This is a genomic window from Duganella sp. BJB1802 (assembly GCF_013369445.1).
Classification (GTDB): Bacteria; Pseudomonadota; Gammaproteobacteria; order Burkholderiales; family Burkholderiaceae_D; genus Rugamonas; species Rugamonas vulcania_A.
Genome location: NZ_JABWEF010000021.1, coordinates 97,941 through 122,746 on the forward strand (window position 1 = coordinate 97,941; position 24,806 = coordinate 122,746).

The 24,806-nt window shown below is 66.3% G+C and carries 26 protein-coding genes; 16 read left to right on the forward strand and 10 right to left on the reverse strand.

Going from position 1 to position 24,806, the window contains the following annotated elements:
• Positions 1-25 precede the first annotated feature (25 nt).
• Complete coding sequence (locus HUX88_RS26765) at positions 26-550, forward strand: pyridoxamine 5'-phosphate oxidase family protein (RefSeq protein ID WP_176363727.1); 525 nt, start codon at positions 26-28, stop codon at positions 548-550.
• 4 nt (positions 551-554) lie between these two features.
• On the opposite strand, the gene HUX88_RS26770 is transcribed toward HUX88_RS26765, so the two are convergent.
• Both HUX88_RS26770 and HUX88_RS26775 read right to left on the reverse strand, forming a co-directional pair.
• Entirely contained in the window at positions 555-1,271 is a 717-nt protein-coding gene (locus tag HUX88_RS26770) for an energy transducer TonB (RefSeq protein WP_176363728.1), read from the reverse strand.
• Between the two features lie 23 nt (positions 1,272-1,294).
• Complete coding sequence (locus HUX88_RS26775) at positions 1,295-1,510, reverse strand: bacterioferritin-associated ferredoxin (protein ID WP_117014147.1); 216 nt, start codon at positions 1,508-1,510, stop codon at positions 1,295-1,297.
• A gap of 241 nt (positions 1,511-1,751) precedes the next feature.
• Between HUX88_RS26775 and HUX88_RS26780 the strand changes: the two genes are divergently transcribed.
• The 4 genes from HUX88_RS26780 to HUX88_RS26795 all read left to right on the forward strand — a co-directional run bounded on the left by HUX88_RS26780 (position 1,752) and on the right by HUX88_RS26795 (position 4,709).
• Complete coding sequence (locus tag HUX88_RS26780) at positions 1,752-2,030, forward strand: FeoA family protein (protein WP_117014146.1); 279 nt, start codon at positions 1,752-1,754, stop codon at positions 2,028-2,030.
• A 3-nt stretch (positions 2,031-2,033) separates the two neighbouring features.
• A complete protein-coding gene (locus tag HUX88_RS26785; RefSeq protein WP_176363729.1) occupies positions 2,034-3,935 on the forward strand; it encodes a ferrous iron transporter B in 1,902 nt (633 codons plus the stop codon).
• Between the two features lie 2 nt (positions 3,936-3,937).
• Complete coding sequence (locus HUX88_RS26790; protein ID WP_117014144.1) at positions 3,938-4,204, forward strand: DUF6587 family protein; 267 nt, start codon at positions 3,938-3,940, stop codon at positions 4,202-4,204.
• Positions 4,205-4,364: 160 nt separating this feature from the next.
• Complete coding sequence (locus HUX88_RS26795) at positions 4,365-4,709, forward strand: BrnA antitoxin family protein (RefSeq protein WP_176363730.1); 345 nt, start codon at positions 4,365-4,367, stop codon at positions 4,707-4,709.
• Here the strand turns inward: HUX88_RS26795 and HUX88_RS26800 are convergent.
• Entirely contained in the window at positions 4,693-6,303 is a 1,611-nt protein-coding gene (locus tag HUX88_RS26800; protein ID WP_176363731.1) for an FMN-binding glutamate synthase family protein, read from the reverse strand. The two genes, HUX88_RS26795 and HUX88_RS26800, sit on opposite strands and share 17 nt — an antisense overlap.
• A 145-nt stretch (positions 6,304-6,448) precedes the next feature.
• Between HUX88_RS26800 and HUX88_RS26805 the strand changes: the two genes are divergently transcribed.
• Positions 6,449-7,120, forward strand: coding sequence for a glutathione S-transferase family protein (locus HUX88_RS26805; RefSeq protein WP_176363732.1), 672 nt, complete (start codon positions 6,449-6,451; stop codon positions 7,118-7,120).
• A 43-nt stretch (positions 7,121-7,163) separates the two neighbouring features.
• Here HUX88_RS26805 and HUX88_RS26810 read toward each other — a convergent pair whose 3' ends face one another.
• Positions 7,164-7,388 carry a hypothetical protein gene (locus HUX88_RS26810; protein ID WP_117014140.1) on the reverse strand — a complete coding sequence of 75 codons (225 nt, stop codon included), beginning with the start codon at positions 7,386-7,388 and terminating at the stop codon, positions 7,164-7,166.
• Between the two features lie 150 nt (positions 7,389-7,538).
• On the opposite strand from HUX88_RS26810, the gene HUX88_RS26815 reads away from it, so the two are divergent.
• Both HUX88_RS26815 and HUX88_RS26820 read left to right on the forward strand, forming a co-directional pair.
• Entirely contained in the window at positions 7,539-8,315 is a 777-nt protein-coding gene (locus HUX88_RS26815; protein ID WP_176363733.1) for a 5'-3' exonuclease H3TH domain-containing protein, read from the forward strand.
• A gap of 28 nt (positions 8,316-8,343) precedes the next feature.
• Positions 8,344-8,781, forward strand: coding sequence for a response regulator (locus HUX88_RS26820; RefSeq protein WP_176363734.1), 438 nt, complete (start codon positions 8,344-8,346; stop codon positions 8,779-8,781).
• Here HUX88_RS26820 and mnmA read toward each other — a convergent pair whose 3' ends face one another.
• Together mnmA and HUX88_RS26830 are read right to left on the reverse strand one after the other, a co-directional pair.
• Complete coding sequence (gene mnmA / locus HUX88_RS26825; protein ID WP_176363735.1) at positions 8,782-9,888, reverse strand: tRNA 2-thiouridine(34) synthase MnmA; 1,107 nt, start codon at positions 9,886-9,888, stop codon at positions 8,782-8,784.
• A gap of 7 nt (positions 9,889-9,895) precedes the next feature.
• On the reverse strand, positions 9,896-10,393 hold the full coding sequence (locus HUX88_RS26830) for an NUDIX hydrolase (RefSeq protein ID WP_117014137.1): 498 nt from the start codon (positions 10,391-10,393) through the stop codon (positions 9,896-9,898).
• 305 nt (positions 10,394-10,698) lie between these two features.
• Here HUX88_RS26830 and HUX88_RS26835 point away from each other — a divergent pair, with 305 nt between their 5' ends.
• The 4 genes from HUX88_RS26835 to HUX88_RS26850 all read left to right on the forward strand — a co-directional run bounded on the left by HUX88_RS26835 (position 10,699) and on the right by HUX88_RS26850 (position 14,483).
• Positions 10,699-11,811 carry a Re/Si-specific NAD(P)(+) transhydrogenase subunit alpha gene (locus HUX88_RS26835; protein WP_176363736.1) on the forward strand — a complete coding sequence of 371 codons (1,113 nt, stop codon included), beginning with the start codon at positions 10,699-10,701 and terminating at the stop codon, positions 11,809-11,811.
• A 13-nt stretch (positions 11,812-11,824) separates the two neighbouring features.
• On the forward strand, positions 11,825-12,139 hold the full coding sequence (locus tag HUX88_RS26840; protein WP_117014135.1) for a proton-translocating transhydrogenase family protein: 315 nt from the start codon (positions 11,825-11,827) through the stop codon (positions 12,137-12,139).
• Positions 12,136-13,614 (forward strand): NAD(P)(+) transhydrogenase (Re/Si-specific) subunit beta, encoded by a 1,479-nt coding sequence (locus tag HUX88_RS26845; protein WP_176363737.1) that lies wholly within the window; start codon positions 12,136-12,138, stop codon positions 13,612-13,614. The genes HUX88_RS26840 and HUX88_RS26845 overlap by 4 nt, the downstream gene beginning before the upstream one ends.
• 104 nt (positions 13,615-13,718) lie before the next feature.
• A complete protein-coding gene (locus HUX88_RS26850; protein WP_176363738.1) occupies positions 13,719-14,483 on the forward strand; it encodes an SDR family oxidoreductase in 765 nt (254 codons plus the stop codon).
• A 227-nt stretch (positions 14,484-14,710) separates the two neighbouring features.
• On the opposite strand, the gene HUX88_RS26855 is transcribed toward HUX88_RS26850, so the two are convergent.
• Genes HUX88_RS26855 through HUX88_RS26870 form a run of 4 tightly spaced genes read right to left on the reverse strand, consistent with a single transcriptional unit; the run spans position 14,711 to position 19,014 of the window.
• Positions 14,711-15,892: a UbiH/UbiF/VisC/COQ6 family ubiquinone biosynthesis hydroxylase gene (locus tag HUX88_RS26855; RefSeq protein WP_373886847.1), complete on the reverse strand. Its 1,182-nt coding sequence runs from the start codon at positions 15,890-15,892 to the stop codon at positions 14,711-14,713.
• Complete coding sequence (locus tag HUX88_RS26860) at positions 15,889-17,214, reverse strand: aminopeptidase P N-terminal domain-containing protein (RefSeq protein WP_176363739.1); 1,326 nt, start codon at positions 17,212-17,214, stop codon at positions 15,889-15,891. Before HUX88_RS26860 ends, HUX88_RS26855 begins: the two co-directional genes overlap by 4 nt.
• On the reverse strand, positions 17,214-17,948 hold the full coding sequence (murU, locus tag HUX88_RS26865) for an N-acetylmuramate alpha-1-phosphate uridylyltransferase MurU (RefSeq protein WP_176363740.1): 735 nt from the start codon (positions 17,946-17,948) through the stop codon (positions 17,214-17,216). Before murU ends, HUX88_RS26860 begins: the two co-directional genes overlap by 1 nt.
• 10 nt (positions 17,949-17,958) lie before the next feature.
• The gene (locus HUX88_RS26870; protein ID WP_176363741.1) at positions 17,959-19,014 is read right to left on the reverse strand and encodes an aminoglycoside phosphotransferase family protein; all 1,056 of its coding nucleotides are present in this window, start codon (positions 19,012-19,014) and stop codon (positions 17,959-17,961) included.
• A 107-nt stretch (positions 19,015-19,121) separates the two neighbouring features.
• On the opposite strand from HUX88_RS26870, the gene HUX88_RS26875 reads away from it, so the two are divergent.
• The 4 genes from HUX88_RS26875 (at position 19,122) to rsmA (ending at position 24,801) form a co-directional block, all read left to right on the forward strand.
• On the forward strand, positions 19,122-21,386 hold the full coding sequence (locus HUX88_RS26875) for an LPS-assembly protein LptD (protein WP_176363742.1): 2,265 nt from the start codon (positions 19,122-19,124) through the stop codon (positions 21,384-21,386).
• Positions 21,387-21,522: 136 nt separating this feature from the next.
• Positions 21,523-22,902 carry a peptidylprolyl isomerase gene (locus tag HUX88_RS26880; protein WP_373886848.1) on the forward strand — a complete coding sequence of 460 codons (1,380 nt, stop codon included), beginning with the start codon at positions 21,523-21,525 and terminating at the stop codon, positions 22,900-22,902.
• A gap of 52 nt (positions 22,903-22,954) precedes the next feature.
• On the forward strand, positions 22,955-24,037 hold the full coding sequence (pdxA, locus tag HUX88_RS26885) for a 4-hydroxythreonine-4-phosphate dehydrogenase PdxA (RefSeq protein WP_217916465.1): 1,083 nt from the start codon (positions 22,955-22,957) through the stop codon (positions 24,035-24,037).
• Positions 24,034-24,801 (forward strand): 16S rRNA (adenine(1518)-N(6)/adenine(1519)-N(6))-dimethyltransferase RsmA, encoded by a 768-nt coding sequence (rsmA, locus tag HUX88_RS26890; protein ID WP_117014126.1) that lies wholly within the window; start codon positions 24,034-24,036, stop codon positions 24,799-24,801. The genes pdxA and rsmA overlap by 4 nt, the downstream gene beginning before the upstream one ends.
• Positions 24,802-24,806 lie beyond the last annotated feature (5 nt).

Consider the following 24,806-nt stretch of genomic DNA (forward strand, 5'->3'; position numbering starts at 1 on the left):
TCCGTTTTTAACGAAGGGCACCATCATGGACTCCAGCACCGAGCACCACCATCAGGACCTGGTCGGCGAGGACGCCGTCAGGAAGATCCGCGATTTTGTCGACAGTTCGCCGGGCTGCTTCTTCTGCACCAGCGACGTGGACGGCGGCCCCGGCGACGCGCGGCCGATGACCGCCTTGCAGGTCGATACGCTGGGCAACCTGTGGTTCGTCAGCGCCAGCGACAGCCTGAAGAACCTGGAGCTGGCGGCCGAGCCGTCGGCCACGCTGTATTTCCAGGGCGCCGGCAACGCCGAGTACATGCATCTGGAGGGCATCGCCACGGTGCTGCGCGATCCGGTCAAGCTGAAGGAGTTGTGGAGTTTTACGATGAAGACCTGGTTCGCCGGCGGCGAGGACGATCCGCGCATCACCTTGATCAAGTTCGCGCCGACCTACGGCTACTATTGGGATACCCGGCATGGCCGTGCGGTGGCCAGCGTCAAGATGCTGCTCGGCGCCGTGCTCGGCAAGCCCCTCGACGACTCGGTCGAGGGCAGGCTGGACGTCTGAAGGATCAGCCCAGCTGGAAGTTGATCGGCACCAGCGCGTACACGGGCACGGACTTGCCGTCCTCCATGTAGGGCTTGTACAGGGCGCGCAGCACGGCCTGGCGGCCGGCCTCGTCGAGGTTGCTGGAGCCGGACGACTTGTGGATCACCACTTGCTCGGCCTGGCCTTTGTCGCCGATCAGCACGCGCAGTATGACGGTGCCGCTTTCGCCCATGCGGCGCGAGATGCTGGGGTAGACCGGCTGCGGCGCGCGGATGTATTCGACGCCGGACACGGTTTTCGGCGCGGACGGCGCGGCCACGTGGGCGGGCGCCGGCGGGGCGGGCGGCGCGGCCACGGCGGCCGGTTCGCTCGGGCGCGCCTGCGGCGGCGGCACGGTGATGGTCGGCTCGGTCTGGACCACGCTCACCAGCGGAATCGGCGGAATGAAGGCGGGCGCCTGGCGCACCACCGGCACGGTCTTGGGCGGCGGCGGGGCTGGCTTGAGCGGCTCCGGCGACGCGACAAAGGTCACGTTGACCACTTGCGGCAGGATGGCGTGCGACACCTGGCGCATCATTCCCGACTGGAACATGTAGAACCCGAACGTGTGCACCATGACGATGGCGGCCAGCGGCGCGAACTTGCGCCCGCGCGCCTGCCAATGTTGCTTGAGGAGGGCGGCCAGGCCGCTGTCGTGCGCCGCCGGCGTCGCCGCGCGGCCATAGCTCAGTGTGTTCATCGGAGTATTCTTGGTTACTGCGCTTAGTTGCTGAAGACGGGCCGCTTCAGGACGGTTTCCTGGATTTCGGCGGTGGCCGCCAGGTGCTCGTTGAGGATTTCCTCGGCGCAGGCGAAGCACTGGCCGCAGCAGGTGGACACGCCCAGGTCGCGGCGCAGTTCGTCCATCGAGGTCAATCCCAATTCCACGGCTTGACGGATTTCACGATCAGATATGTTGTTGCAGACACATACAATCATCGATACACCTTCTGGCTAGGCTTTATAAAAAAAGGACATGATTGGCATTTGGCTACTTAATGCGAATCATTATCATTAATCGTATACTGCCTCAAGTTTGAGCGGGATGCAAGCGCAAATAGAAGTAATTCGCATTACCGTTTATAATGCTACTATCTTATTTCCGGCCAGAACGCGATCTTGCAGTTCGCCGGCAAGCCGCCGCGGCTTTGGCCGGGCGGCGATTTGAACGGACTTTGCCATGACGCATGCAGCTCCCCTGATCACCCTCGATACCCTGACGGTCGGCGACAGCGCCACCGTGGTGCACATCGCCCCCGGCGACGCGGCGCACGACGGCGCCATGCTGGCGCGCCGCCTGATGGAGCTGGGCTTCGTGCCGGGCGAAAAAATCCGCATGCTCAAGCGCGGCATGCCGGGCGGCGAGCCGCTGGCGATCAAGGTCGGCAACTCCACCTTCGCGCTGCGCCGCTTCGAGGCGGCGCTGGTGTCGGTTCAACCATCGATCCAGCCGGAATAAGCCATGGGTGCAGCTGATATCGCGGCGCCGCTGGCGCCGGTCCTGTCGAAGACGCCGATGGTGGCCTTGCTGGGCAATCCGAATTGCGGCAAGACCGCGCTGTTCAACCGCCTGACCGGCGCGCGCCAGAAGGTGGCCAACTACGCCGGCGTGACCATCGAGCGCAAGGAAGGCTCGTTCACGTCGCCGGAGGGCCGCGCATTCCGCGTGCTGGACCTGCCGGGCGCCTACAGCCTGTCGGCCCACACGCCGGACGAGGCCATCACGCGCGACGTGGTGGCCGGCCTGCGCGCGGGCGAGCAGTCGCCGGACGTGGTGGTGTGCGTGGTCAACGCCACCAACCTGCGCCTGAACCTGCGGCTGGTGCTGGAGATCAAGCGCCTCGGCCTGCCGATGATCCTGGCGCTGAACATGGTCGACGTGGCCAAGAAGCGCGGCATCGAGATCGACGCCGCGCGCCTGGCGCAGGAGCTGGGCATGCCGGTGGTGGAGACGGTGGCGGTGCAGGCCGGCGGCGAGAAGTCGCTGCTGCGCGCGCTCGACGGCATGTGGCCGCTGCGCGAGGTCAAGCCCGAGCCGCTGTCGGCGATCGACGCGGTCGGCGTGGAGGAGACGCAGCGCGAGGTGCGCCGCATCCTGGCGCTGGTCAGCAGCGACGCGCGCGACACCGGCAACCTGACCGAGAAGATCGACAACGTGGTGCTGCATCCGGTGCTGGGCCCGGTGATCCTGGCGGTGCTGATGTTCCTGGTGTTCCAGGCGGTGTTCAGCTGGGCCAATGTGCCGATGGACATGATCAAGGCCGGCGTCGACGGCGTCGGCGCCATGATCAAGGGTGCGATGGCGGACGGCTTGCTGCGCAGCCTGCTGGTGGAGGGCATCCTGGGCGGGGCCGGCAGCGTGCTGGTGTTCCTGCCGCAGATTCTGATTCTGTTCTTCTTCATCCTGATCCTGGAGGACTGCGGCTACCTGCCGCGCGCCGCCTTCCTGCTCGACCGGCTGATGGGCGGCGTCGGCCTGTCGGGGCGCGCCTTCATTCCGCTGCTGTCGAGCTTTGCGTGCGCGATTCCGGGCATCATGGCGGCGCGCACCATCCAGAATCCGCGCGACCGGCTGGTGACGATCATGATCGCGCCGCTGATGACGTGCTCGGCGCGCTTGCCGGTGTATGCGCTGATCATCGCGGCCTTTATCCCGGAACGCGAAGTGGGCGGCTTCATGAGCCTGCAGGGGCTGGTGCTGTTCGCGCTGTACTTCGCCGGCATCGCGTCGGCGATGGCGGTGGCCTACTTCATGAAGCGCACCATGGGCGCGAACCACAAGCAGCCGCTGATGCTGGAGCTGCCGGCCTATCACTGGCCGCATCTGCAGAACCTGGCGCTGGGCCTGTGGGAGCGCTGCAAGATCTTCCTGTCGCGCGTGGGGACGATCATTTTGACCCTGATGGTGCTGCTGTGGTTCCTCAGTTCCTTCCCCGGCGCGCCCGAGGGGGCGACGCATCCGGCCATCTATTACAGCATGGCCGGCATGCTGGGGCGCGGGCTGGAATATGTGTTCGCGCCGATCGGCTTCAACTGGCAGATCTGCATCGCGCTGGTGCCGGGCCTGGCCGCGCGCGAGGTGGCGGTGGGCGCGCTGGGCACGGTGTACGCGCTGTCGCAGAGCGGCGAGGAATTGGCGCAGTCGCTCACGCCGATCATCGCCAGCTCGTGGACCTTGCCGACCGCCTTGTCGCTGCTGGCGTGGTATGTGTTCGCGCCGCAGTGCATGTCGACGCTGAGCGTGGTGCGGCGCGAGACCAACAGCATCCGCTATCCGCTGATGATGGCCGGTTATATGTTCGCGCTGGCGTACACGGCGTCGTTCCTGACGTATCGTATTTCCTTGTTCTTCATCGGAGGCTGAGCATGTGGCAGCAAGTGATCGTGGTGTTGATCGTGGTGGCGGCCTTGGCGCATTTCTGCACCAAGTATTTGCCGGCGGCGTTGCGCAAGCAGATCGTCTATGTGCTGTCGCGGCGCGGCTTCGACCAGAATAAACTGGCTAAACTGTTTAACACGAAATCGAGCTGCGGCGACGGCTGCGCCAGCTGCGGTTCCTGTGAAACCACGCCGCCGGCATCGTCCGGCTCCGCGCCGCTCAAGCGCGTGATCATGCTGCGCGTGCAGCGCTGATCCTTCCCCCCTCTGCGCCGGCGCAAACGCGCCGGCCACAGCCTGTTTAATCTATCCGCATAGTGATTGATTTCTTAATCTTTGCGGATAAGATGAAACATGGTGATCACCTTCGATCCCAAGAAAGACAAGCTCAACCAGCGCAAGGGGGGGAGACTGTATGGTGGACAAACGTAAAATCATATTTGTAACACCGGAGGAGGATGCCCGCATCATGGCCGCCGCTTTGTCGGACCCGGATGCGTTTCCGCCGACTGAGGAGGAGCTGGCACAATTTCGTCCCTGGCGGACCCGGTTTCTGGCGCCGCCCGGCTCTCCGACAGTGACGCTGAGCATGGAGTTCGACCGCGACACCATCGAGGCCTTCAAGCGGCAGGGCGACGACTGGCAGCAGGGCATCAACGCCGTGCTGCGCGAATGGGCGGTCAAGCGCGGTTACGTGGCCGACACGCTGGGCGATGCCTATCGCCTCGCGCACGCCGGCGATCCTAGCAAACCGGATTGAACGACTCCGCCTGCGCCATCGGCCAGTACAGGCCGAACACCGGCGGCAGGCGCGACAGCTGGCTGGGGTCGAGCAGTTCGCCCGGCTCCAGGTAGGGCAGCAGCGCCGACGCCAGCTTGACCTGGTTGGGCGAGATGCGCCGCACCAGGTGGTGCGCCTTCAGCTGCGACGGGTGCGTCAGGCCGGCGGCGGCGATCAGCTGGGCCAGCGCCTTCAGGGTATTCTCGTGGAAGTTGGCCACGCGCCGGGTCTTGTCCGGCACCACCAGCGCGCGCTGGCGGCTGTGGTCCTGGGTGGCCACGCCGGTCGGGCAGCGGTCGGTGTGGCAGCTCTGCGACTGGATGCAGCCCAGCGCGAACATGAAGCCGCGCGCCGAGTTGCACCAGTCCGCGCCCAGCGCCAGGATGCGGGCGATGTCGAAGGCGGTGACGATCTTGCCCGAGGCGCCGATCTTGATCTTGTCGCGCAGGTTGGCGCCCACCAGCGTGTTGTGCACCAGTAGCAGCGCCTCCTGCAGCGGCGTGCCGACGTGGTCGGTGAACTCGACCGGCGCGGCGCCGGTGCCGCCCTCGCCGCCGTCGACCACGATGAAGTCGGGCGTGATGCCGGTGGCCAGCATGGCCTTGACGATGCCGAAAAATTCCCACGGGTGGCCGATGGCCAGCTTGAAGCCGGTCGGCTTGCCGCCCGACAGCGTGCGCAGGCGGTCGATGAAGGCCAGCATCTCCAGCGGCGTGCCGAAGGCCGAGTGCTTGGACGGCGAGATGCAGTCCTGGCCCATGGCCACGCCGCGCGTGGTGGCGATCTCGATCGTGACCTTGGCGCCGGGCAGCACGCCGCCGTGGCCGGGCTTGGCGCCTTGCGACATCTTCAGCTCGATCATCTTGACCTGCGGCGTGGTGGCGTTGGCGACGAAGTTCGCCTCAGAGAAGGTGCCGTCGGGGTTGCGGCAGCCGAAGTAGCCGGAGCCGATCTCCCACACCAGGTCGCCGCCGTGCTGGCGGTGGTAGGGGCTGATGCTGCCCTCGCCGGTGTCGTGCATGAAGCCGCCGGCCTTGGCGCCGCCGTTGAGCGCCAGGATGGCGTTGGCCGACAACGCGCCGAAGCTCATGGCCGAGATGTTGAACACGCTGGCCGAGTAGGGCTGGGCGCGCGGGCAGTCGGGATGGTTGCCGATCTCGATGCGGAAGTCGTGGTGCTGCTCGGGCGCGGGGCTGATCGAGTGGTTGATCCATTCGTAGCCGGGGGCGTAGACGTCGAGCTGGGTGCCGAAGGGGCGCTTGTCGGTGTCCATCTTGGCGCGCTGGTAGACGATGCTGCGCTGGTTGCGCGAGAACGGCTCGGCCACGGTGTCGTCCTCCAGGAAGTACTGGCGGATCTCGGGGCGGATCGATTCGAAGAAGAAGCGGAAGTGGGCCAGGATGGGGTAGTTGCGGCGCAGCGCGCGCTTGGTCTGCAGCAGGTCGGTGATGCCGACCACGGTCAGCGCGGCGGCCGTCAGCGGGATCCACCAGGGCGCGGCCAGGGCCAGCGAGGCGGCCAGCGTGACGATGGCGGCGGTGAAGACGAGGTAACGCGGGGACAACAGGTTCATGGACACTCCGGTGGGCGGCTGATGGCGCAGTGTACTGCTGTTCCTTTCTGGAATCCATCGGTCTGTGGCCGGGGGCGCAAGATGGACAACGATGCTACAGTAGCGGGGTCGCGGCGCCATGCCGCTTTTTCGCGGGAAGCTCGCCATGATCGTGGTCCATCATCTGAACAATTCGCGCTCGCAGCGCGTGCTCTGGCTGCTCGAGGAGCTGGGGCTGGACTACGAGATCGTGCGCTACCAGCGCGATCCGAAGACCATGCTGGCGCCGCCCGAGCTGCGCGCCATCCACCCGCTGGGCAAGTCGCCGGTGATCAGCGACGGCGACGTGGTCGTGGCGGAGTCGGGCGCGATCATCGAGTATCTGGTGGAGACCTACGGCCATGGCCGGCTGGTGCCGCCGGCCGGCACCGAGGAGCGCCGCCGCTGGACCTACTTCCTGCACTACGCGGAAGGCTCGGCGATGGCGCCGCTGCTGATGAAGCTGATCTTCGACCGGGTGGAGAACAGCCCGGCGCCGTTCTTCGTCAAGCCGATCGCGCGCGGCATCGCGCGGAAGGTCAAGGCCGGCTACATCGAGCCGCAGATCGCCGCCCACCTGGACTACCTGGAGGCCGAGTTGAACAAGTGCCCGTGGTTCGCCGGGGCCGAGTTCAGCGCGGCCGATATCCAGATGAGTTTTCCGCTGGAGGCGGCCGCCGCGCGCGCCGGGCTGGACGCGCGCCGGCCCAACCTGATGGCCTTCCTCAAGCGCATCCACAGCCGCCCGGCCTTCCAGCGCGCGCTCGAGCGCGGCGGGCCGTACGAGCTGCTGAAGTAGTCGGCCTCGTGCCACCAGATGAATGCGTGTGTATCCAGCAGTATCATGGCGACGGCTCGTATCCTGCTGGTTCCAATGCAGAGACGATATCGCCGGAGTAGATGACGCTGCCACGCAGCTTTTCAATCGGCACCGAGCGGTATGGACGAACATCCAGGATCGGCTTGCCGTTTTCGGTGATAAAGAAAATCTTCTCGGACGCGGCAATTTCACGGATGACCGCGAGGGGATTTTCCAGGAATTTTTCAAGAGGAATTGTCGGCCACATGGCTGTCTCCTTGGCTTATCCAACCTCCCAGCTTACGCCGCTTATCGGCTGCCGCAAGCGGCGTTCGTGCCGGCTTTGCGTCATATCAGGCCGACAGCGCGGTCCGGTCGGGTAAAATGATGGATTGAACAAGCCCGGATGATGTTGAACATGGGTAGACTCCTTGCCATCGACGGCCTCAATATCGTGCGCCGCGTCTACGAAGCCAGCCCCGAACCCGATAGCGCCGAGAAGGCCGAGATCGCGCTGCGCCACGCGCTGTCCTCGTTCCGCAAACTGGTCAACGACCACGAACCGACCCACGTGCTGCCGGCCTTCGATTTCGGCGGCCCCACCTGGCGCCACGCGCTGTACGCCGGCTACCGCGAGGGCCGCGCGCCGATGCCCACGCCGCTGCGCGAGGCGCTGCCGGCCTTCTACGACAAGCTGCGCGGCATCGGCCTGCACGTGGTGTCGCTGCCCGAGGTCGAGGCCGACGACGTGATCGGCACCGTGGTGCTGCGCTGGCTGGCCGACGGCCGCGGCGAGGCCACCGTGGCCACCACCGACAAGGACCTGCACGGCCTGATCGCGCAGGGCGCGCGCGTGTGGGACCACTTCAAGGGCGAGTGGCACGACCACGCCTGGGTCGAGCGCAAGTGGGGCGTGCCGCCCGAGCAGCTGCCGGACCTGCTGGCGTTGATGGGCGACCCCACCGACTCCATTCCCGGCGTGTCAAAAGTCGGCGTCAAGAAGGCGGCGCGACTGTTGCGTACATACGGCACTCTGGACGGGATCATGGCCGGGGCGGGCATTCTGAAGGACACGCTGGGCGAAACTCTACGAAAAGAACGCGAAATGCTGTATCTTTCGAAACAATTGGTGCAATTAAAAACGGACGTGCGGGTCGGCGTGAGCTGGAATATGCTGGCGTGGGACCGGAACTGAGCGCGCCCACTAAGACAAGGTTTGCAAGATGTTAAAAGCGGTCATTATCGACACCAGCGCGATCGCGCGCGGCCTGCTCAACACGGTCCTGCTCGATGGCGGCTACGACGTGGTGGGCCAGAGCCACACCTGCGCCAGCGGCCTGGCGCTGCTGATCAAGCATCATCCCCACATCGTCTGCATCGCCCGCGAGCAGATCGAGAACGGCGAGGACGTTGTGCGCGAGATCAAGACCAACTGGCCGAAGACGCTGATCTTCATGGTCTCGAGCGAATTCGACGCCGCCACCATCCAGGCCGCCCACGCCATGGGCGTGAACGGCTTCATCGTCAAGCCGTTCAAGGCAGACACCGTGCTCAACACGATACGCAATACGGTGATCGCCATGGTCAAGCGCCAGCGCGCGGCATTGGCCAAGGACAGCGCCGAGGCCCCGCCCGACGCCGGCGAATCCGGCGAGGCGTGATCAGGCGGCGAAGGTCGAGCCGGCGATGATGCCGCCGCCGAGGCAGACGTCGCCGTCGTACAGCACGGCCGACTGGCCCGGCGTCACCGCCCACTGGGCTTCCATGAACTTCAACGCGAAATCGGAATCGCCTTCCGGAGCGATCTCGCACGCCACGTCGGCCTGGCGGTAGCGGGTCTTGGCCGACAGCGCGCGCGCGGCCGGCGCCTCGCCGGCGATCCAGCTGGCCTGGTCGGCGCGCAGGGTCGACGACAGCAGCCACGGATGGTCGTGGCCCTGCACGATGTACAGCGTGTTCTCGGCCACGTCCTTGCGCGCCACGTACCAGGCGTCGCTGCTGCCGTCCGGGTTCTTGTACGCCTTCATGCCGCCCACGCCGATGCCCTTGCGCTGGCCCAGCGTGTAGAAGCTCAGGCCCACGTGCTCGCCCACCACCTTGCCGTCCGGCGTCTTCATCGGGCCCGGCTTGTACGACAGGTAGCGGTTGAGGAATTCGCGGAACGGCCGCTCGCCGATGAAGCAGATGCCGGTCGAATCCTTCTTGGCGGCGTTGGGCAGGGCCAGCTTCGCGGCGATCTCGCGCACCTCGGTCTTGGGGATCTCGCCCAGCGGGAACAGGGTCTTGGACAACTGCGCCTGGTTGAGGCGGTGCAGGAAGTAGCTCTGGTCCTTGGTGTGGTCGACCGCCTTGAGCAGCTCGTGGCGGTCGCCGTTCCGGCGCACGCGCGCGTAGTGGCCGGTGGCGATCAGGTCGGCGCCCAGGTGCATCGCGTGGTCGAGGAAGGCCTTGAACTTGATTTCGGCGTTGCATAGCACGTCCGGGTTGGGCGTGCGGCCGGCCTGGTATTCGCGCAGGAAGTCGGCGAACACGCGGTCCTTGTATTCGGAGGCGAAGTTGACCGCCTCGATGTCGACGCCGATCACGTCGGCCACGCTGGCCGCGTCGATCCAGTCCTGGCGCGTGGAGCAGTACTCGGAGTCGTCGTCGTCTTCCCAGTTCTTCATGAACAGGCCGACCACGTCGTAGCCCTGTTCCTTGAGCATCCACGCCGCGACCGAGGAGTCCACCCCGCCCGACATGCCGATCACGACCTTTTTCTTGCTCATCTTACTTTCATCCATTCGCGGCGTTGGCCGCTTCCTTGTACACCGAGGTGTGGGTTTGTATCAGTTCCAGCGGGGCGCGGCGCCCGGCCAGGTATTCGTCCACGCATTGCAGCACCGTCGGGCTGCGGTGACGGTCGGCGCAGGCGGCCAGTTCGTCGCGCGTGAGCCACATGGTGCGCAGGATGCCTTCGTCCAGCGGACGGTCGTGCTTGGCGCCCGGCACGCCGCAGAAGGTGAAGCGCAAATACGTCACTTCCTCGCCGGTGCGGTTGGAGGTGTAGCGCGACATGTACATGCCCACCAGCGCGGTCGGCGTGAAGTCGTGCGCGGTTTCCTCCAGCGTTTCGCGGATGACGGCCTGCTCCAGCGATTCGTGCGGGTCCAGGTGGCCGGCAGGCTGGTTGATGCGGATGCCATCGCTGGTCTCTTCTTCGATCAGCAAGAATTTGCCATCTTTTTCGACGATGGCGGCAACAGTAACAGAGGGTTTCCAGATACGCGGCATGAGTCATCCTTGAAAGAGCCGACATTTTAGCCTGTTCCGGCCATTTGGTTTGAGCCCGCCTGCACGGAAAGGTGGGTTCGTATTGAAATTTCGCAAGGTTTGTTGTGTTAATCCGTGTTTGACTGACTGCCTTGCGAAAAATTCAGTGTTTTAACGGCAATTCGTGATAAATAGTAATAAATGATGTGATAAATGCGCTATTTATTGATAAATATATATTAAGTATGATGGGGCCAACGAGGGGCGTTGCTGTCCCGGCATTCCGTGTTAGATTCTAGTCAGTTTATTAATCATTTGGAGGCACCATGAGAGTAGGCATACCGGCCGAGACGCGGCCGGGAGAAACCCGGGTGGCGGCAACGCCCGAGACAGTCAAGAAACTCGCAGCCAAGCATCAAGTGATCGTGCAGGCCGGCGCCGGGTTATCGGCCTCGGTCACCGACGAGGCCTACGCGGCCGCCGGCGCACAGATCGGCAGCGCGGCGCAAGCCTTTGCGGCGGAGGTGGTGTTGAAAGTGCGTGCCCCCAACGCCGAGGAGCGCGCGTTGATCCCGGCCGGCACGGTGGTGATCGGCATGTTGAATCCCTTCGACGCGGACAACAACGCGGCGATGGCGGCGGCCGGCCTGCAGGCGTTCGCGCTGGAGGCGGTGCCGCGCATCACGCGCGCGCAGTCGATGGACGTGCTGTCGTCGCAGGCCAACATCGCCGGCTACAAGGCGGTGATGGTGGCGGCCAACACCTACCAGCGCTTCATGCCGATGCTGATGACGGCGGCTGGCACGGTCAAGGCGGCGCGGGTGCTGATCATGGGCGTGGGCGTGGCCGGGCTGCAGGCGATCGCCACGGCCAAGCGGCTGGGCGCGGTGATCGAGGCGTCCGACGTGCGCCCGCCGGTCAAGGAGCAGGTCGAGTCGCTGGGCGCCAAGTTCATCGACGTGCCCTTCCTGACCGACGAGGAGAAGGAAATCGCCAAGGGCGTGGGCGGCTACGCGCGGCCGATGCCGGCGGACTGGATGCGCCGTCAGGCGGAGCTGGTGCACGAGCGCGCCAAGCTGGCCGACATTATCATCACCACCGCGCTGATCCCCGGCCGGCCGGCGCCGGTGCTGATCTCCGAGGAGACCGTGAAGGCCATGAAGCCGGGCTCGGTGATCGTCGACCTGGCCGTGTCGCAGGGCGGCAACTGCCCGCTGTCGGAGCTGAACAAGACCGTCGTCAAGCACGGCGTGCACATCGTCGGCGAGCCGGATCTGGCGACGCTGGTGGCGGCCGACGCGTCGGCGCTGTACGCGCGCAACGTGCTGGACTTCCTCAAGCTGATCATCGACAAGGAAGACAAGCTGGTGATCGATCGCGAAGACGAAATCATCAAGGCCACGCTGTTGTGCAGCGGCGGCGAGCTGCTTAGAAAATAATAGGGGAAACTACATGGAAGTCAGCCACACCATCATCAATCTGATCATCTTCGTGCTCGCCATTTATGTCGGCTACCACGTGGTCTGGACCGTGACGCCGGCGCTGCATACGCCGCTGATGGCGGTCACCAACGCCGTCTCGGCGATCATCATCGTCGGCGCCATGCTGGCGGCCTCGCTGACCGAGGGCGTCATCGGCCAGGTCGCCGGCACCGTCGCGGTGGCGCTGGCCGCCGTCAATGTGTTCGGCGGTTTTTTGGTCACGCAGCGCATGCTGGAGATGTTCAAGAAAAAAGAGCCTAAAGCGAAGAAGGGAGATCACGCATGAATTTCATCTCCATGAACCTGGTGACGATGATGTACCTGATCGCATCGGTGTGCTTCATCCAGGCGTTGAAAGGACTGTCGTCGCCGGCCACGGCGCGCACCGGTAATGCGTTCGGCATGTCCGGCATGGCGATTGCCGCCGTGACCACCATCGCGCTGATCCTCAAGCTCAAGGCGGAAGCCGCTGCGGCGGCGACCGCCGGCGCGTCCGGCGGCATGGGCCTGGGCCTGGTGGCGCTGGGCGTGATCGTCGGCGGCGGCATCGGCGCGGTGCTGGCCAAGAAGGTCGAGATGACCAAGATGCCGGAACTGGTCGCGGCGATGCACTCGCTGATCGGCCTGGCCGCCGTGTGTATCGCGGTGGCGGCGGTGTCGGAGCCGCACGCCTTCGGCATCGCCGCCGTGGGCGAGGCGCTGCCGTTCGGGAATCGCATCGAGCTGTTCATCGGCACCTTCGTCGGCGCCATCACGTTCTCCGGTTCTGTGATCGCGTTTGGCAAGCTGTCGGGCAAGTACAAGTTCCGCTTGTTCCAGGGCGCGCCGGTCAGCTTCGCAGGCCAGCACATGCTGAACCTGATCCTGGCCATCGTCATGGTGGGCCTGGGCCTGGCGTTCTGCTTCGCCGGCGGCACCGAGCCGGCGTGGATGCCGTTCCTGATCATGACCGTGATCGCCTTCGTGCTGGGCGTGTTGATCATCATCCCGATCGGCGGTGCGGACATGCCGGTGGTGGTGTCGATGCTGAACTCCTACTCCGGCTGGGCTGCGGCGGGCATTGGCTTCTCGCTGAATAACGCGATGCTGATCATCGCCGGTTCGCTGGTCGGCTCGTCCGGCGCGATCCTGTCGTACATCATGTGCAAGGCGATGAACCGTTCGTTCTTCAACGTGATCCTGGGCGGCTTCGGCGGCGCTCCGGCGGAGGCGGGTGCGGGCGGCGCGAAGGAGCAGCGTCCGGTCAAATCCGGTTCGGCCGACGACGCGGCCTTCATCATGGCCAATGCGGAAAGCGTGATCATCGTGCCGGGCTACGGCCTGGCGGTGGCGCGCGCGCAGCACTCGCTCAAGGAGCTGGTCGAGAAGCTGACCCACAAGGGCGTGACCGTGAAGTATGCGATCCACCCGGTGGCGGGCCGCATGCCGGGCCACATGAACGTGCTGCTGGCGGAGGCCGAGGTGCCGTACGACCAGGTGTTCGAGATGGAGGATATCAACGGCGAATTCGGCCAGACCGACGTGGTGCTGATCCTGGGCGCCAACGACGTGGTCAACCCGGCCGCCAAGGATCCGAAGTCGCCGATCGCCGGCATGCCGATCCTGGAGGCGTACAAGGCCAAGAGCATCATCGTCAACAAGCGTTCGATGGCTTCCGGTTATGCGGGGCTGGATAATGAGCTGTTCTATCAGGCCAATACGATGATGGTGTTCGGTGATGCGAAGAAGGTCATCGAGGACATGGTCAAGGCCGTGGAGTAAGTTTGATTCATCTTTTGTGAACGGTTCATTGGCTTTTAGCCGATTGATGGTGGGATTGATGGGGCATACGATGGCTACATCAACCCACCTCAAGGAGATTCACCATGAACCGCTTACAAAACAAAGTCGCCATCGTTACCGGCGCATCGTCGGGCATCGGCCGCGCTACCGCCAAACTGTTTGCAGCTGAGGGCGCGCGCGTTGTCGTTGCGGCGCGCCGCCGCGCCGAACTCGATACGCTGGTGGCGGAGATCGCCGCCGATGGCGGCACCGCCATCGCGCTGGCTGGCGATGTCACTTCCGAATCGTTCAATGCACAACTGGTCGCCGCCGCCGTCGAGGCGTTCGGGCGGCTGGATATCGCTTACAACAACGCCGGTACGCTGGGCGAGATGGGCGAGTCCACCGGCGTTTCGGAGCAGGGCTGGAACGAGACCATCGCCGCCAACCTGACCAGCGCCTTCCTCGGCGCGAAGCATCAGATTCCTCAAATGATCAAGCATGGCGGCGGTTCGGTGATCTTCACTTCGACCTTCGTCGGCTACAGCTTTGCCTTCCCCGGCGTGGCGGCGTATGCGGCCAGCAAGGCGGGCCTGATCGGCCTGACGCAGGCGCTGGCTTCGGAGTATGGCGCGCAGGGCGTGCGGGTAAATTCGGTGTTGCCGGGCGCGGTCGATACGGCGATGTATCGCGATATGAACAACACGCCGGAGGCGGCTTCGTTTGTCACCAACCTGCATGCGCTGAAGCGCGTGGCGCAGCCGGAGGAGTTGGCGCGCTCGGTGCTGTATCTGGCTTCGGACGATTCGTCGTTCGTTACCGGCACCGCCTCGCTGGTCGATGGCGGCGCTTCGATCACGCGTACCTGAGCCTGGAACGGCGCAGGGTATATGTATGGGGGGGGTATCTGCACGGCCCTTCTGGGAACGATACTATTCCGGCTCTCTATTCCCTTCTATTTTTCTTGATTCTTATCTGCGTTCGGCTGTCTGCGAATCTCAGAAGAAAATAGAGAAAACGAATGGGAACGAGAGGGCGGAAATAGAAGGCTTCGTCGAAGGGAGCGCGCAAGGTACCCCCTATGTGTATTCTCAGGTCAACGTCGGCCGTACATCATGAGCTCGGCCAGCACACCGCGTGCGGGGCCGACCATGTCGATGGCGGCCAGGGACAGGCTCAGCAGCGCTTGCGCCGGCGAGTCGTTGGCGAAGATGCGGGCCATGGTGTCGGTCAGGCGCACAGTGGTGTTGCGGTCCTGGCGGCGCAGTTCGGTGAATTGCGCCAGCATGGTTGGATTCGCGCCTTGCGCCAGCAGGCACGCCAGCACGGCGACGTCGCGCAGGCCGAGGTTCAGGCCTTGTCCCGCCACCGGATGCAGCGTCTGCGCCGCGTTGCCGATGGCGACCGTGCGCGCGGTGCTGCGCGGATCGGCGTTCAGCCCCAAGGGGAATGCCAGCCGTGGCGATGAGCGCGTGAATGTGCCGAGGCGCTCGCCGAACGCGGCGCCCAGTTCGGCGAGGAAGGATGCGTCGTCCAAGGCTTGCAGGCGGACGGCGGTTTCGGGCCGCACGCACCAGACCAGCGAATACTCTTCGCCTTGCGGCAGCAGGGCCAGCGGGCCTTGTTCGGTGAAGCGTTCGTAGGCGCGATGCGCGATCGGGCGGCTGGTGCGCACTTGCGCGATGATCGCGGTCTGCCGGTAATCGCGGTGCTGGGCCTTGCTTTCCTGATCGCTGAACAAACCGCCTTCGGCCTGCACGACGATGGTGGCGGTGACGGCTGCTGGCGTGCCGGCGATGGTCAGCGCGACCGCGTCGGCGTTTTCGTCGACAGCTTCAACGCGGGCCGGACGCAGCGTGGCGATGCCGGCGCGCTGGCAGACCGCGCCCAGCGCCGTCACCAGATCGCCGTAGCGCAGCACGTAGCCCAGCGCCGGCAGCTTGTGCTCATCGCGGTCGATCAGGCTGCGGCCGAACTGGCCGCGGCGCGACACGTGGATCTGGTGGATCGCCGTGGCGGCGGCCGGCCAAGCGCCGATTTCCTCCAGTATCTGGCGGCTGCCCCACGACAGCGCGATCGAACGCGGATCGTTGCTGGCTTGCTCCAGCGTCTTGGCGTCGATCAGGGCGATGCGCTGCGCCGGCGTGCCGCGCCTTGCCAGCAGCGCGGCAAGCGCCATGCCGGCCGGACCGGCGCCGCAGATGGCGATGTCGTAGGATGGGGCGTCGCCGTGGGTCATGCCTTCGTGCGCGGGTGCTGCTTGATTGAGTGTGTTCATTGAGACTGCATCAGTTGTTCTATCTCGGCGACCGTCTTCGGCGCGGCGGCGCTCAGTATCGTGTGGCCGCCGGGCGTGACCAGCACATCGTCCTCGATGCGGATGCCGATGTTCCAGTACTCTTCCGGCACGCCCTCGGCCGGACGCACGTAGATGCCCGGCTCCACCGTCAGCACCATGCCCGCCTGCAGCGCGCGCGATGGCTTGCCTTCGGCCGCCGTGTCGCGGTACTGGCCGACGTCGTGCACGTCCATGCCCAGCCAGTGTCCCGTGCCGTGCATGTAGAACTGCAGGTAGCGCTTGTTGGCGACGATGTCGGCCACGCCGCCGTGGACGTCCTGCTTGAGCAGGCCCAGGTCCAGCATGCCCTGCGCCAGCACCTGCACCGCCGCCTCGTGCACGCCGGAGTAGGGCTGGCCCGGGACGATGGCCTGCAGCGCCGCCGATTGCGCGGCCAGCACCAGTTCATACAACCGCCGTTGCGGCGCGCTGAAACGGCCGTTGACCGGATAGCTGCGGGTGATGTCGGAGGCGTAGCCATCGAGTTCGCAGCCGGCGTCGATCAGTATCAGGTCGCCGTCGCGGCTTTGCGCGTTGTTGGCGCTGTAGTGCAGCACGCAGGCGTTGGCGCCGGCGGCGACGATGGAGTTGTAGGCCGGCGCCTGCGCGCCGTTGCGGCGGAATTCGTACAGCAGCTCCGCCTCGATTTCGTATTCGTATATGCCGGGCCGCGACGCCCGCATCGCCCGCGCGTGCGCCTGCGACGAGATGGTGGCGGCGCGCAGCATGGTGGCCTGCTCGGCGTCGTCCTTGAACAGGCGCATCTCGTCGAGCAGCGGCAGCAGGTCGACCGCGCTGGCCGGCGCGCCGACGCCGGTGCGCGCCATGCCCTTGACGCTGGACAGCCACTGGCGCACCCGCGCGTCCAACGCGCTGCCCAGCGCGTAGTACAGCGCCGGCGCGTCGGCCAGCAGCTTGACGATCTCGCCGTCGAGATCTTCGATGGCGTGGGCCTCGTCGAAGCCGAAGGCCACGCGCGCGCCGTCCGGGCCGTGGCGGAAGCCGTCCCAGATCTCGCGCTCGACGTTCTTCTGGCGGCAGAACAGGATGGCGTGCGCCGGCGCATCGCCGCGCGCGGCCACCAGCACCACCACGCTTTCCGGCTCGGCGAAGCCGGTCAGGTAGTAGAAGTAGCTGTCGTGGCGGTACAGGTATTCGCTGTCGCTGTTGCGGGCGACTTCGGGCGCGGTCGGCAGCACCGCCACCGCGCCGGGCGGCATGTGCGCCAGCAGGCGCGCGCGGCGGGCGGCGTAGCGCTGCATCACTGGACGCCCTTGGCGGCGGCCAGGCGCGTGGCCGGCGGCGCGTTGAGCAGGTCGAGCTGCTGCACCGTGCCCAGGTTGTGCCATTCGCCCTCGTACACCTCGCCGCCGACCTGCTTCTTGTCGATGTAGGCGCGGATCAGCGGGCCCAGCTTGGCGTGTTCGCCGGGCGCGATGCCGTCGAACATTTCGGGCCGGTAGACGCCGACGTTACCGAAGGTCCATTTCGGCGAGCCTTCATTGGTCAGCGTGTACATGGTCAGGCCGAAGTCGCCCTCGGGGTGGAAGTCCGGGTTGGGCACCAGGTACAGCCAGCAGATGTCGCGCTGGTCGGCCGGGTAGGGATTGCCCCACATGTCCTTGTCGTGCAACACGTCCTTGACCTGGGCGAAGTCGAAGTAGGGCATGTAGATGTCGCCCGACACGGCCACGAACGGCTCCTCGCCCAGCAGGTGGCGCGCGGTGGCGATGCCGCCGGCGGTCTCCAGCGCGGTGGTTTCGCGCGAGTACATCAGCTGGGCGCCGAACTGGCTGCCGTCGCCCAGCGCGGCCTCGATCTGCTCGCCCAGGTGGGCGTGGTTGATGACGATCTCGGTGATGCCGGCCCGCACCAGGTTGAGGATGTGCCAGACGATCAGCGGCCGGCCGCGCACCTTGAGCAGCGGCTTGGGCGTGGTGTCGGTCAGCGGACGCATACGCTCGCCGCGTCCGGCGGCGAAGATCATGGCTTTCATGCGCGCCGCCTCAGAAGGTGTAGCCGACTTGCGGCCGCTTGTCTTCCAGCTGGTCGAGCAGGCGCACCAGCGGGCGCAGCTCCTTGTAGCGGCCGGCGGTCTTGCGCACGTAGTCCATCACGGTCGGCAGGTCGTGCAGGTACTGGTCCTTGCCGTCGCGGTAGTTCAGGCGGCAGAACAGGCCGAGGATCTTCAGGTGGCGCTGCAGGCCGGCGTACTCGAAGTCCTGGTAGAAGCCGTCGATGTCCGGGTTGACCGGCAGGCCCACCGCCTTGGCGTGCTGCCAGTAGCGGATCGCCCAGTCCAGCACCAGCTCCTCGTCCCATTGCACGTAGGCGTCGCGCAGCAGCGAGGCCAGGTCGTAGGTCACCGGGCCGTACAGCGCGTCCTGGAAGTCCAGCACGCCGGGGTTGCCGGCGTCCATCCACATCAGGTTGCGCGAGTGGAAGTCGCGGTGCACATACACCTGCTGCTGGGCCGTGACGTTGGCCAGGATGGCGTCGAACACGCCCTGCAGCTCGGCGGCCTGCTTGTCGCTCAGCGTGGCGTTCAGGTGCTTGCCGATGTACCACTCGGGGAACAGATTCATCTCGCGCAGCATGAAGGCGCGGTCGTACTCGGGCAGCACGCCGGGCTGGCTGGTGAGCTGGAACTTGACCAGCGCCTCCAGCGCCTCGGCGTACATGGTCGAGGCGTTGTCGTGGTTGAGCACCTGCAGGTAGGTGGTCACGCCCAGGTCGGACATCAGCAGGAAGCCGCGCTCGTAGTCGGTGGCGACGATGCGCGGCACGCTGACGCCGGCGTGGGCCAGCATTTCGTCCAGCTTGACGAAGGCCAGCACGTTCTCGCGCTCGGGCGGCGCGTCCATGACGACCAGCGTGGCGCCCAGCGCGGCTTGCTGTTCAGGCAACACATCGACGCGGAAGTAGCGGCGGAAGCTGGCGTCGGCCGAGGCCGGACGGGCGCTGGCGGCGTCCACCACGTTCAGCGTGGCCAGCCAGGCGGTCAGCTGTTCCAGGCGCGGGTCGGAAGATGTATCGGAAGTTAAATTCTGTAATAAAGACATTAAGCGGGGCCCGGAATCCGGTGTTGGGTGAAGATTCCCATATAATAAGGGATTCAAATCAAAAAATCGCCTGTCATGGTGTTTCCTCCCTTCTTTTCATGAGTCGCATGCGCTGGCTTCCGGCCCCCCCCACTACCCCGCATCGCTGGGCGTTTGCCCTGACTGCCATCGCCGCCGCCATCGCGGCCCTGCCGGCCCACGCCCAGAGCCTGCCGCCGAAGGCGCGCGCGCCGCGGGTGGAGGACAAGAACGCGGTCACCACCATCCAGGCCGAGGACATCAGCGGCCGCCCCGAGCGCGAGATCACCCTGGAGCGCGACGCCGAGCTGGTCAAGGACAAGACCCGGGTCAAGGCCGACACCGCGTGCTACCGCCAGGTCGAGGACGAGGTCGAGGCCAAGGGCCATGTGAAGATCTGGCGCTTCGGCGACTACTTCACCGGCGACGAGCTCAAGCTGAACATGGACAGCGGCAAGGGCTATATGCTCAACCCGACCTACCAGCTGGAGGCCAACCACGCCCAGGGCAAGGCCGAGCGCATCAACTTCGTCAACGAGGACGAGGCGGTGGTGGTCAACGGCACCTACAGCACCTGCCAGGGGCCGAACCCGGACTGGTATCTGCGCTCGAACACGCTGAACCTGGACTCCGGGCGCGACGTCGGCACCGCCGGCCAGACCATCATCTATTTCAAGGACGTGCCGATCCTGGGCACGCCGGCGATGTCGTTCTCGCTGTCGGGCGCGCGCCGCTCGGGCTGGCTGTCGCCGATGCCGGGCTTCGGCTCCAAAGGCGCGGCCGAGCTGACCGTGCCGTACTACTTCAACATCGCGCCCAACCGCGACCTGACGGTGTACCCGAAAATCATCCCGCGGCGCGGCTTCCAGCTGGGCGCCAACGGCCGCTACCTGGGCGAGGCCGCCGGCGGCCTGTACCAGGGCGAGACCTATGTCGAGTACCTGCCGCACGACAAGCAGTACGTGCCGCCGACCGCCGGCGGCTCGACCGACCGCTGGATGATCAAGTCGGTCCACACCCAGGAGCTGTCCAAGGACTGGGCCTACAGCTGGAGCCTGCGGGCGGCGTCGGACAACAACTATCCGAACGATTTCTCCAAGACCGTGTCGAGCTCGACCGAGCGCCAGCTGCTGCGCGAGCTGCGCACCGACTACCACGGCGAGTTCTGGACCCTGACCGCGCGGGTGCAGAAGTACCAGGTGCTGCAGGACCCGGAATCGGCGGTCGACCCCTCGCTGTTCGTCTCGCGCCCGTACGACCGGCTGCCGGCGATCAACCTGCACGCGGCCCAGTACGACGTGGCCGGCGGCTTCGACTGGGCGCTCGACAGCGAGCTGACCCGCTTCTACCACCCGACCCTGATCAACGGCACGCGGCTGGTGGCGATCCCGCAGGTGAGCTACCCGATCGTCGGCCCCAGCTACTTCGTCACGCCCAAGCTGATGGTCAACCTGGCCAGCTACCAGCTCGACGCCTACGGCACGCAGGCGTCCGAGAACCTGTCGCGCGTGGTGCCGACGTTCTCGCTGGACTCCGGCCTGGTGTTCGAGCGCGACATCAAGTTCGCCGGCCGCGACATGACCCAGACGCTGGAGCCGCGCCTGTTCTACGTGAACACGCCGTACCGCGACCAGAGCCAGTTCCCGACCTTCGACACCGACGCCGCCACCTTCAACTTCAGCCAGATCTTCAGCGAGAACCGCTTCGTCGGCTCGGACCGCATCGGCGACGCCAACCAGCTGACCGCCGCGCTGGTGTCGCGCTTCCTGGACGCGGCCGGCGCCGAGACGCTGCGCCTGGCGTTCGGCCAGCGCTTCTATTTCCGCGACCAGCGCGTGCAGCTGGCCTCGAGCACGCCGGTGGTGGACTCGCGCTCGGACATGCTGCTGGCCGCGACCGGGCGCATCTCCGAGACCTGGGGCTTCGACAGCGCGGTGCAGTACAGCCCCAGCTCGCGCCGCGTGGTGTCCGAGAGCTACACCGCGCAGTGGTCGCCGGGGCAGAAGAAGGTGCTCAACGCCGGCTACCGCTACCTGCGCGGCAGCTTCAAGAACATCGAGCTGTCGAGCCAGTGGCCGATCTTCCAGCGCTGGTACGGCGTGGGCCGGGTCAGCTACTCGGTGCAGGACAAGAAGATCCTGGAAAGCCTGGTCGGGCTGGAATACAACGGCGACTGCTGGGTGTTCCGCATGGGCGCGCAGCGCTTCGTGACCACCTCGACCAAGGCGTCGACGCCGATCTTCTTCCAGCTGGAACTGAACGGCCTGTCGCACCTGGGCGTGGGCAGCCCGCTGGAGGCGATGAAGAACAGCATCCCCGGCTACCAGCGTTTGAACGAAGGCTACGGCCGCTAGCAAGACCCCGGGCGTCCGCCGCTGCTTGTCGCGGCGGGCGCTATTTGATTGTTGTCACCTGACTCATGAGCGTTCTTAAGATGAAGTTCGAAACGAAAATTCTCGCAGTCCTGTTGTGCGCCACCGCCCTGGGCGGTTGCAGCCTGTTCTCGAAGAAGCCGGCCGCCGCCTTCCCAACGGCGGCCGCCACGCCCGGTGTGCCGCGGCCGCGCCCGCCGCGGCCGCCAAGTCCGACGGCAAGGGCTTCCTGCCGCCCGGCGAGACCGGCAACGTGGCGATCGACTCCATCGTGGTGGTGGTCAACGACGACGTCATCACCCAGCGCGAGCTGACCAACCGCATCAAGGACGTCACCGCGCGCATGAAGGCGCAGAACGTGCAGATGCCGGATCCGGCCGACCTGCGCCGCCAGCTGCTCGAGCGCATGATCGTCGAGCGCGCCCAGCTGCAGATGGCCAAGGAGATGGGCGTGCGGGTCGACGACCAGCAGCTCGACCGCGCCATCGGCCGCATCGCCGAGGCGCAAAAGCTCAGCGTGCAGGACTTGCGCAACCAGATGGAGAAGGACGGCACGCCGTACGCCGCCTTCCGCGAGCAGATCCGCGAGGAGATCATCATGCAGCGCCTGCGCGAGCACGAGGTGGACGCCAAGATCCAGATCTCCGAGGCCGAGGTGGACAGCTTCCTGGCGGCCGAGAAGGCGGCCGCCGCCGAGCAGTTCGAGATCAACATCTCGCAGATCATGGTGCGCATCCCGGACAACGCCACCGCCGAGGTGATCGCCCAGCGCCGCGCGCGCGCCGAGGAGGTGATGCGCCAGCTGCGCACCGGCGCCGACTTCGCCAAGATGGCCGCCACCTATTCGGACGCCAGCGACGCCCTGCAGGGCGGCGTGGTCGGCTGGCGCCAGCCCGAGCGGCTGCCGCCGGTGTTCGCCGAGGCGCTCTCCAAGCTCAAGCCGGGCCAGGTCACGCCGATCATCAAGAGCGTGGGCGCGTTCCACATCCTCAAGGCGGTCGACCGCCGCAGCCTGGCCGAGGCGCAGGCCGTGGCCGCCGTGCAGCAGACCCACGCGCGCCACATCCTGATCAAGGTCACGCCGACCATGAGCGTGGCCGACGCCAAGCGCAAGCTGCTGGAACTGAAGGAGCGCCTGGACAACCACGCGGCCAAGTTCGAGGACCTGGCGCGGCTGGTGTCGAACGACGGCTCGGCCGCCAAGGGCGGCGACCTGGGCTGGCTGTATCCGGGCGACGTCACGCCGGAGTTCGAGGCCGCCATCAACGCCTTGAAGATCGGCGAGGTGAGCCAGCCGGTCGAGACCAGCTTCGGCGTGCACCTGATCGAGGTGCTCGAGCGCAAGAGCGACGACGTCTCCAAGGAGCGCGAGCGCAACAACGCGCGCCAGGCCATCCGCGAACGCAAGGTCGAGGAGGCGGCCGAGAGCTGGCAGCGCGAGGTGCGCGACCGCGCCTACGTGGAATTCCGCACCGACGACGGCGCCGCCGCCAAGTAAGCCAACCAGGGGAACCCGCGTGAGCGCCACTCTACACACCGGGCGCAGCGCGCTGCGCCCCGCCACCGCCCGCCGCGCGCGCGGCGCCCGTCCGGCCATCGCCGTCACCGTCGGCGAGCCGGCCGGCATCGGCCCCGAGCTGGCGATCCGCGCCGCCTGGGCGCGCCGCGGCGAGGTCAACTGCGTGCTGCTGGGCGACGCCGCCTTCCTGGCCATGACGGCCAGCTACATCGATCCCGCCATCAAGCTGTCGGCGCTGTCCTTGCAGGCGGTGCGCCACGGCGGCCTGCCGCACTTCGGGCCGGAGCGCGTGACGGTGATCGACGTGCCGCTGGCGGCCCATGTCGTGCCGGGCCAGCTGGACAAGGAAAACGGCCGCAGCGTGCTGGCCACCCTGGACGCCGCCATTGAGGGCGTGGCGGCCGGCTGGTTCGAGGCGGTGGTCACCGCGCCGCTGCAAAAGAGCACCATCAACGACGCCGGCGTGCCGTTCTCCGGCCACACCGAATACTTCGCCGAGCGCACCGGCACGCCGCAGGTGGTGATGATGCTCGCCGGCGGGACGGCGTCGCCCTCCGGCGAGCCGCCGTTGCGCGTCGCCTTGGCCACCACCCACCTGCCGCTCAAGGACGTGGCGGCCGCGCTGAGCCGGGACGGCCTGGCGCGCGTGCTCGACATCATCGACCACGACCTGCGCGCCAAGTTCGGCATCGCCGCGCCGGCCATCCTGGTGTGCGGCCTGAACCCGCACGCGGGCGAGGGCGGCTACCTGGGGCGCGAGGAGATCGACATCATCGCGCCGGCCATCGCGGCGGCGCAGGCGCGCGGCATCGACGCGCGCGGCCCGTACCCGGCCGACACGCTGTTCCAGCCCAAATACCTGCGGGACGCCGACTGCGTGCTGGCCATGTACCACGACCAGGGCCTGCCGGTGCTCAAGTACGCCACCTTCGGGCGCGGCGTCAACATCACGCTGGGCCTGCCGCTGATCCGCACCTCGGTCGACCACGGCACGGCGCTGGACCTGGCCGCGCAAGGCCTGGGCCTGGCCGACTGCGGCAGCATGGACGCCGCGCTCGACACCGCCGTGGCGATGGCCAACGCCTCCCTTCACCTCAACCAAGAACAAACATGAAACACGTCGCCCGCAAACGCTTCGGCCAAAACTTTTTACACGACAAATACGTCCTCTCCAGCATCACCGAGGCGATCGCCCCGGCGGCGGACGACACGATGGTCGAGATCGGGCCCGGCCTGGGCGCGATGACCGAGCAGCTGATGCGAACGCTGGACAAGATGCACGTGGTCGAGCTCGACCGCGACCTGGTGGCGCGGCTGGAGAAGACCTACAACCCGGCCAGGCTGACCATCCACGCCGGCGACGCGCTCAAGTTCGACTTCGGCAGCATCCCGGTGCCGGCCGGGCGCAAGCTGCGGGTGGTGGGCAACCTGCCGTACAACATCTCCAGCCCGCTGCTGTTCCACCTGGCGGCGTTCGCGCCGCAGGTGCAGGACCAGCATTTCATGCTGCAGAAGGAAGTGGTGGAGCGCATGGTGGCCGAGCCTGGCAGCAAGACCTACGGGCGGCTGTCGGTGATGCTGCAATGGCGCTACGACATGTCGCTGCTGTTCGTGGTGCCGCCGGAGGCGTTCGATCCGCCGCCGAAGGTGGAGTCGGCGATCGTGCGCATGATTCCGGTGGAAAAGCCGCTGGCGTGCGACGGCGCCAAGCTGGAGGCGGTGGTGCTGAAGGCGTTCTCGCAGCGGCGCAAGGTGATCCGCAACTGCCTGGCCGGCATGTTCACCGAGGCGCAGATCGTCGAAGCCGGCATCGACCCGACCATGCGTCCGGAGACGGTGGGCCTGGCCCAATACGTGGCGCTGGCCAACCTGCTGTAAATCAA

Excerpts from the sequence above, each read along its gene's own strand:
- HUX88_RS26770 (WP_176363728.1), bottom strand. The coding sequence starts at position 1,271 with ATGAACACACTGAGCTATGGCCGCGCGGCGACGCCGGCGGCGCACGAC.
- HUX88_RS26790 (WP_117014144.1), top strand. The coding sequence starts at position 3,938 with ATGTGGCAGCAAGTGATCGTGGTGTTGATCGTGGTGGCGGCCTTGGCG.
- HUX88_RS26830 (WP_117014137.1), bottom strand. The coding sequence starts at position 10,393 with ATGCCGCGTATCTGGAAACCCTCTGTTACTGTTGCCGCCATCGTCGAA.
- HUX88_RS26810 (WP_117014140.1), bottom strand. The coding sequence starts at position 7,388 with ATGTGGCCGACAATTCCTCTTGAAAAATTCCTGGAAAATCCCCTCGCG.
- HUX88_RS26785 (WP_176363729.1), top strand. The coding sequence starts at position 2,034 with ATGGGTGCAGCTGATATCGCGGCGCCGCTGGCGCCGGTCCTGTCGAAG.
- HUX88_RS26875 (WP_176363742.1), top strand. The coding sequence starts at position 19,122 with ATGCGCTGGCTTCCGGCCCCCCCCACTACCCCGCATCGCTGGGCGTTT.
- HUX88_RS26815 (WP_176363733.1), top strand. The coding sequence starts at position 7,539 with ATGGGTAGACTCCTTGCCATCGACGGCCTCAATATCGTGCGCCGCGTC.
- HUX88_RS26795 (WP_176363730.1), top strand. The coding sequence starts at position 4,365 with ATGGTGGACAAACGTAAAATCATATTTGTAACACCGGAGGAGGATGCC.
- murU (WP_176363740.1), bottom strand. The coding sequence starts at position 17,948 with ATGAAAGCCATGATCTTCGCCGCCGGACGCGGCGAGCGTATGCGTCCG.
- HUX88_RS26870 (WP_176363741.1), bottom strand. The coding sequence starts at position 19,014 with ATGTCTTTATTACAGAATTTAACTTCCGATACATCTTCCGACCCGCGC.
- HUX88_RS26840 (WP_117014135.1), top strand. The coding sequence starts at position 11,825 with ATGGAAGTCAGCCACACCATCATCAATCTGATCATCTTCGTGCTCGCC.
- HUX88_RS26860 (WP_176363739.1), bottom strand. The coding sequence starts at position 17,214 with ATGCAGCGCTACGCCGCCCGCCGCGCGCGCCTGCTGGCGCACATGCCG.
- HUX88_RS26850 (WP_176363738.1), top strand. The coding sequence starts at position 13,719 with ATGAACCGCTTACAAAACAAAGTCGCCATCGTTACCGGCGCATCGTCG.
- HUX88_RS26820 (WP_176363734.1), top strand. The coding sequence starts at position 8,344 with ATGTTAAAAGCGGTCATTATCGACACCAGCGCGATCGCGCGCGGCCTG.
- HUX88_RS26800 (WP_176363731.1), bottom strand. The coding sequence starts at position 6,303 with ATGAACCTGTTGTCCCCGCGTTACCTCGTCTTCACCGCCGCCATCGTC.
- HUX88_RS26780 (WP_117014146.1), top strand. The coding sequence starts at position 1,752 with ATGACGCATGCAGCTCCCCTGATCACCCTCGATACCCTGACGGTCGGC.
- rsmA (WP_117014126.1), top strand. The coding sequence starts at position 24,034 with ATGAAACACGTCGCCCGCAAACGCTTCGGCCAAAACTTTTTACACGAC.
- HUX88_RS26845 (WP_176363737.1), top strand. The coding sequence starts at position 12,136 with ATGAATTTCATCTCCATGAACCTGGTGACGATGATGTACCTGATCGCA.
- HUX88_RS26765 (WP_176363727.1), top strand. The coding sequence starts at position 26 with ATGGACTCCAGCACCGAGCACCACCATCAGGACCTGGTCGGCGAGGAC.
- mnmA (WP_176363735.1), bottom strand. The coding sequence starts at position 9,888 with ATGAGCAAGAAAAAGGTCGTGATCGGCATGTCGGGCGGGGTGGACTCC.
- HUX88_RS26805 (WP_176363732.1), top strand. The coding sequence starts at position 6,449 with ATGATCGTGGTCCATCATCTGAACAATTCGCGCTCGCAGCGCGTGCTC.
- HUX88_RS26835 (WP_176363736.1), top strand. The coding sequence starts at position 10,699 with ATGAGAGTAGGCATACCGGCCGAGACGCGGCCGGGAGAAACCCGGGTG.
- HUX88_RS26775 (WP_117014147.1), bottom strand. The coding sequence starts at position 1,510 with ATGATTGTATGTGTCTGCAACAACATATCTGATCGTGAAATCCGTCAA.
- HUX88_RS26855 (WP_373886847.1), bottom strand. The coding sequence starts at position 15,892 with ATGAACACACTCAATCAAGCAGCACCCGCGCACGAAGGCATGACCCAC.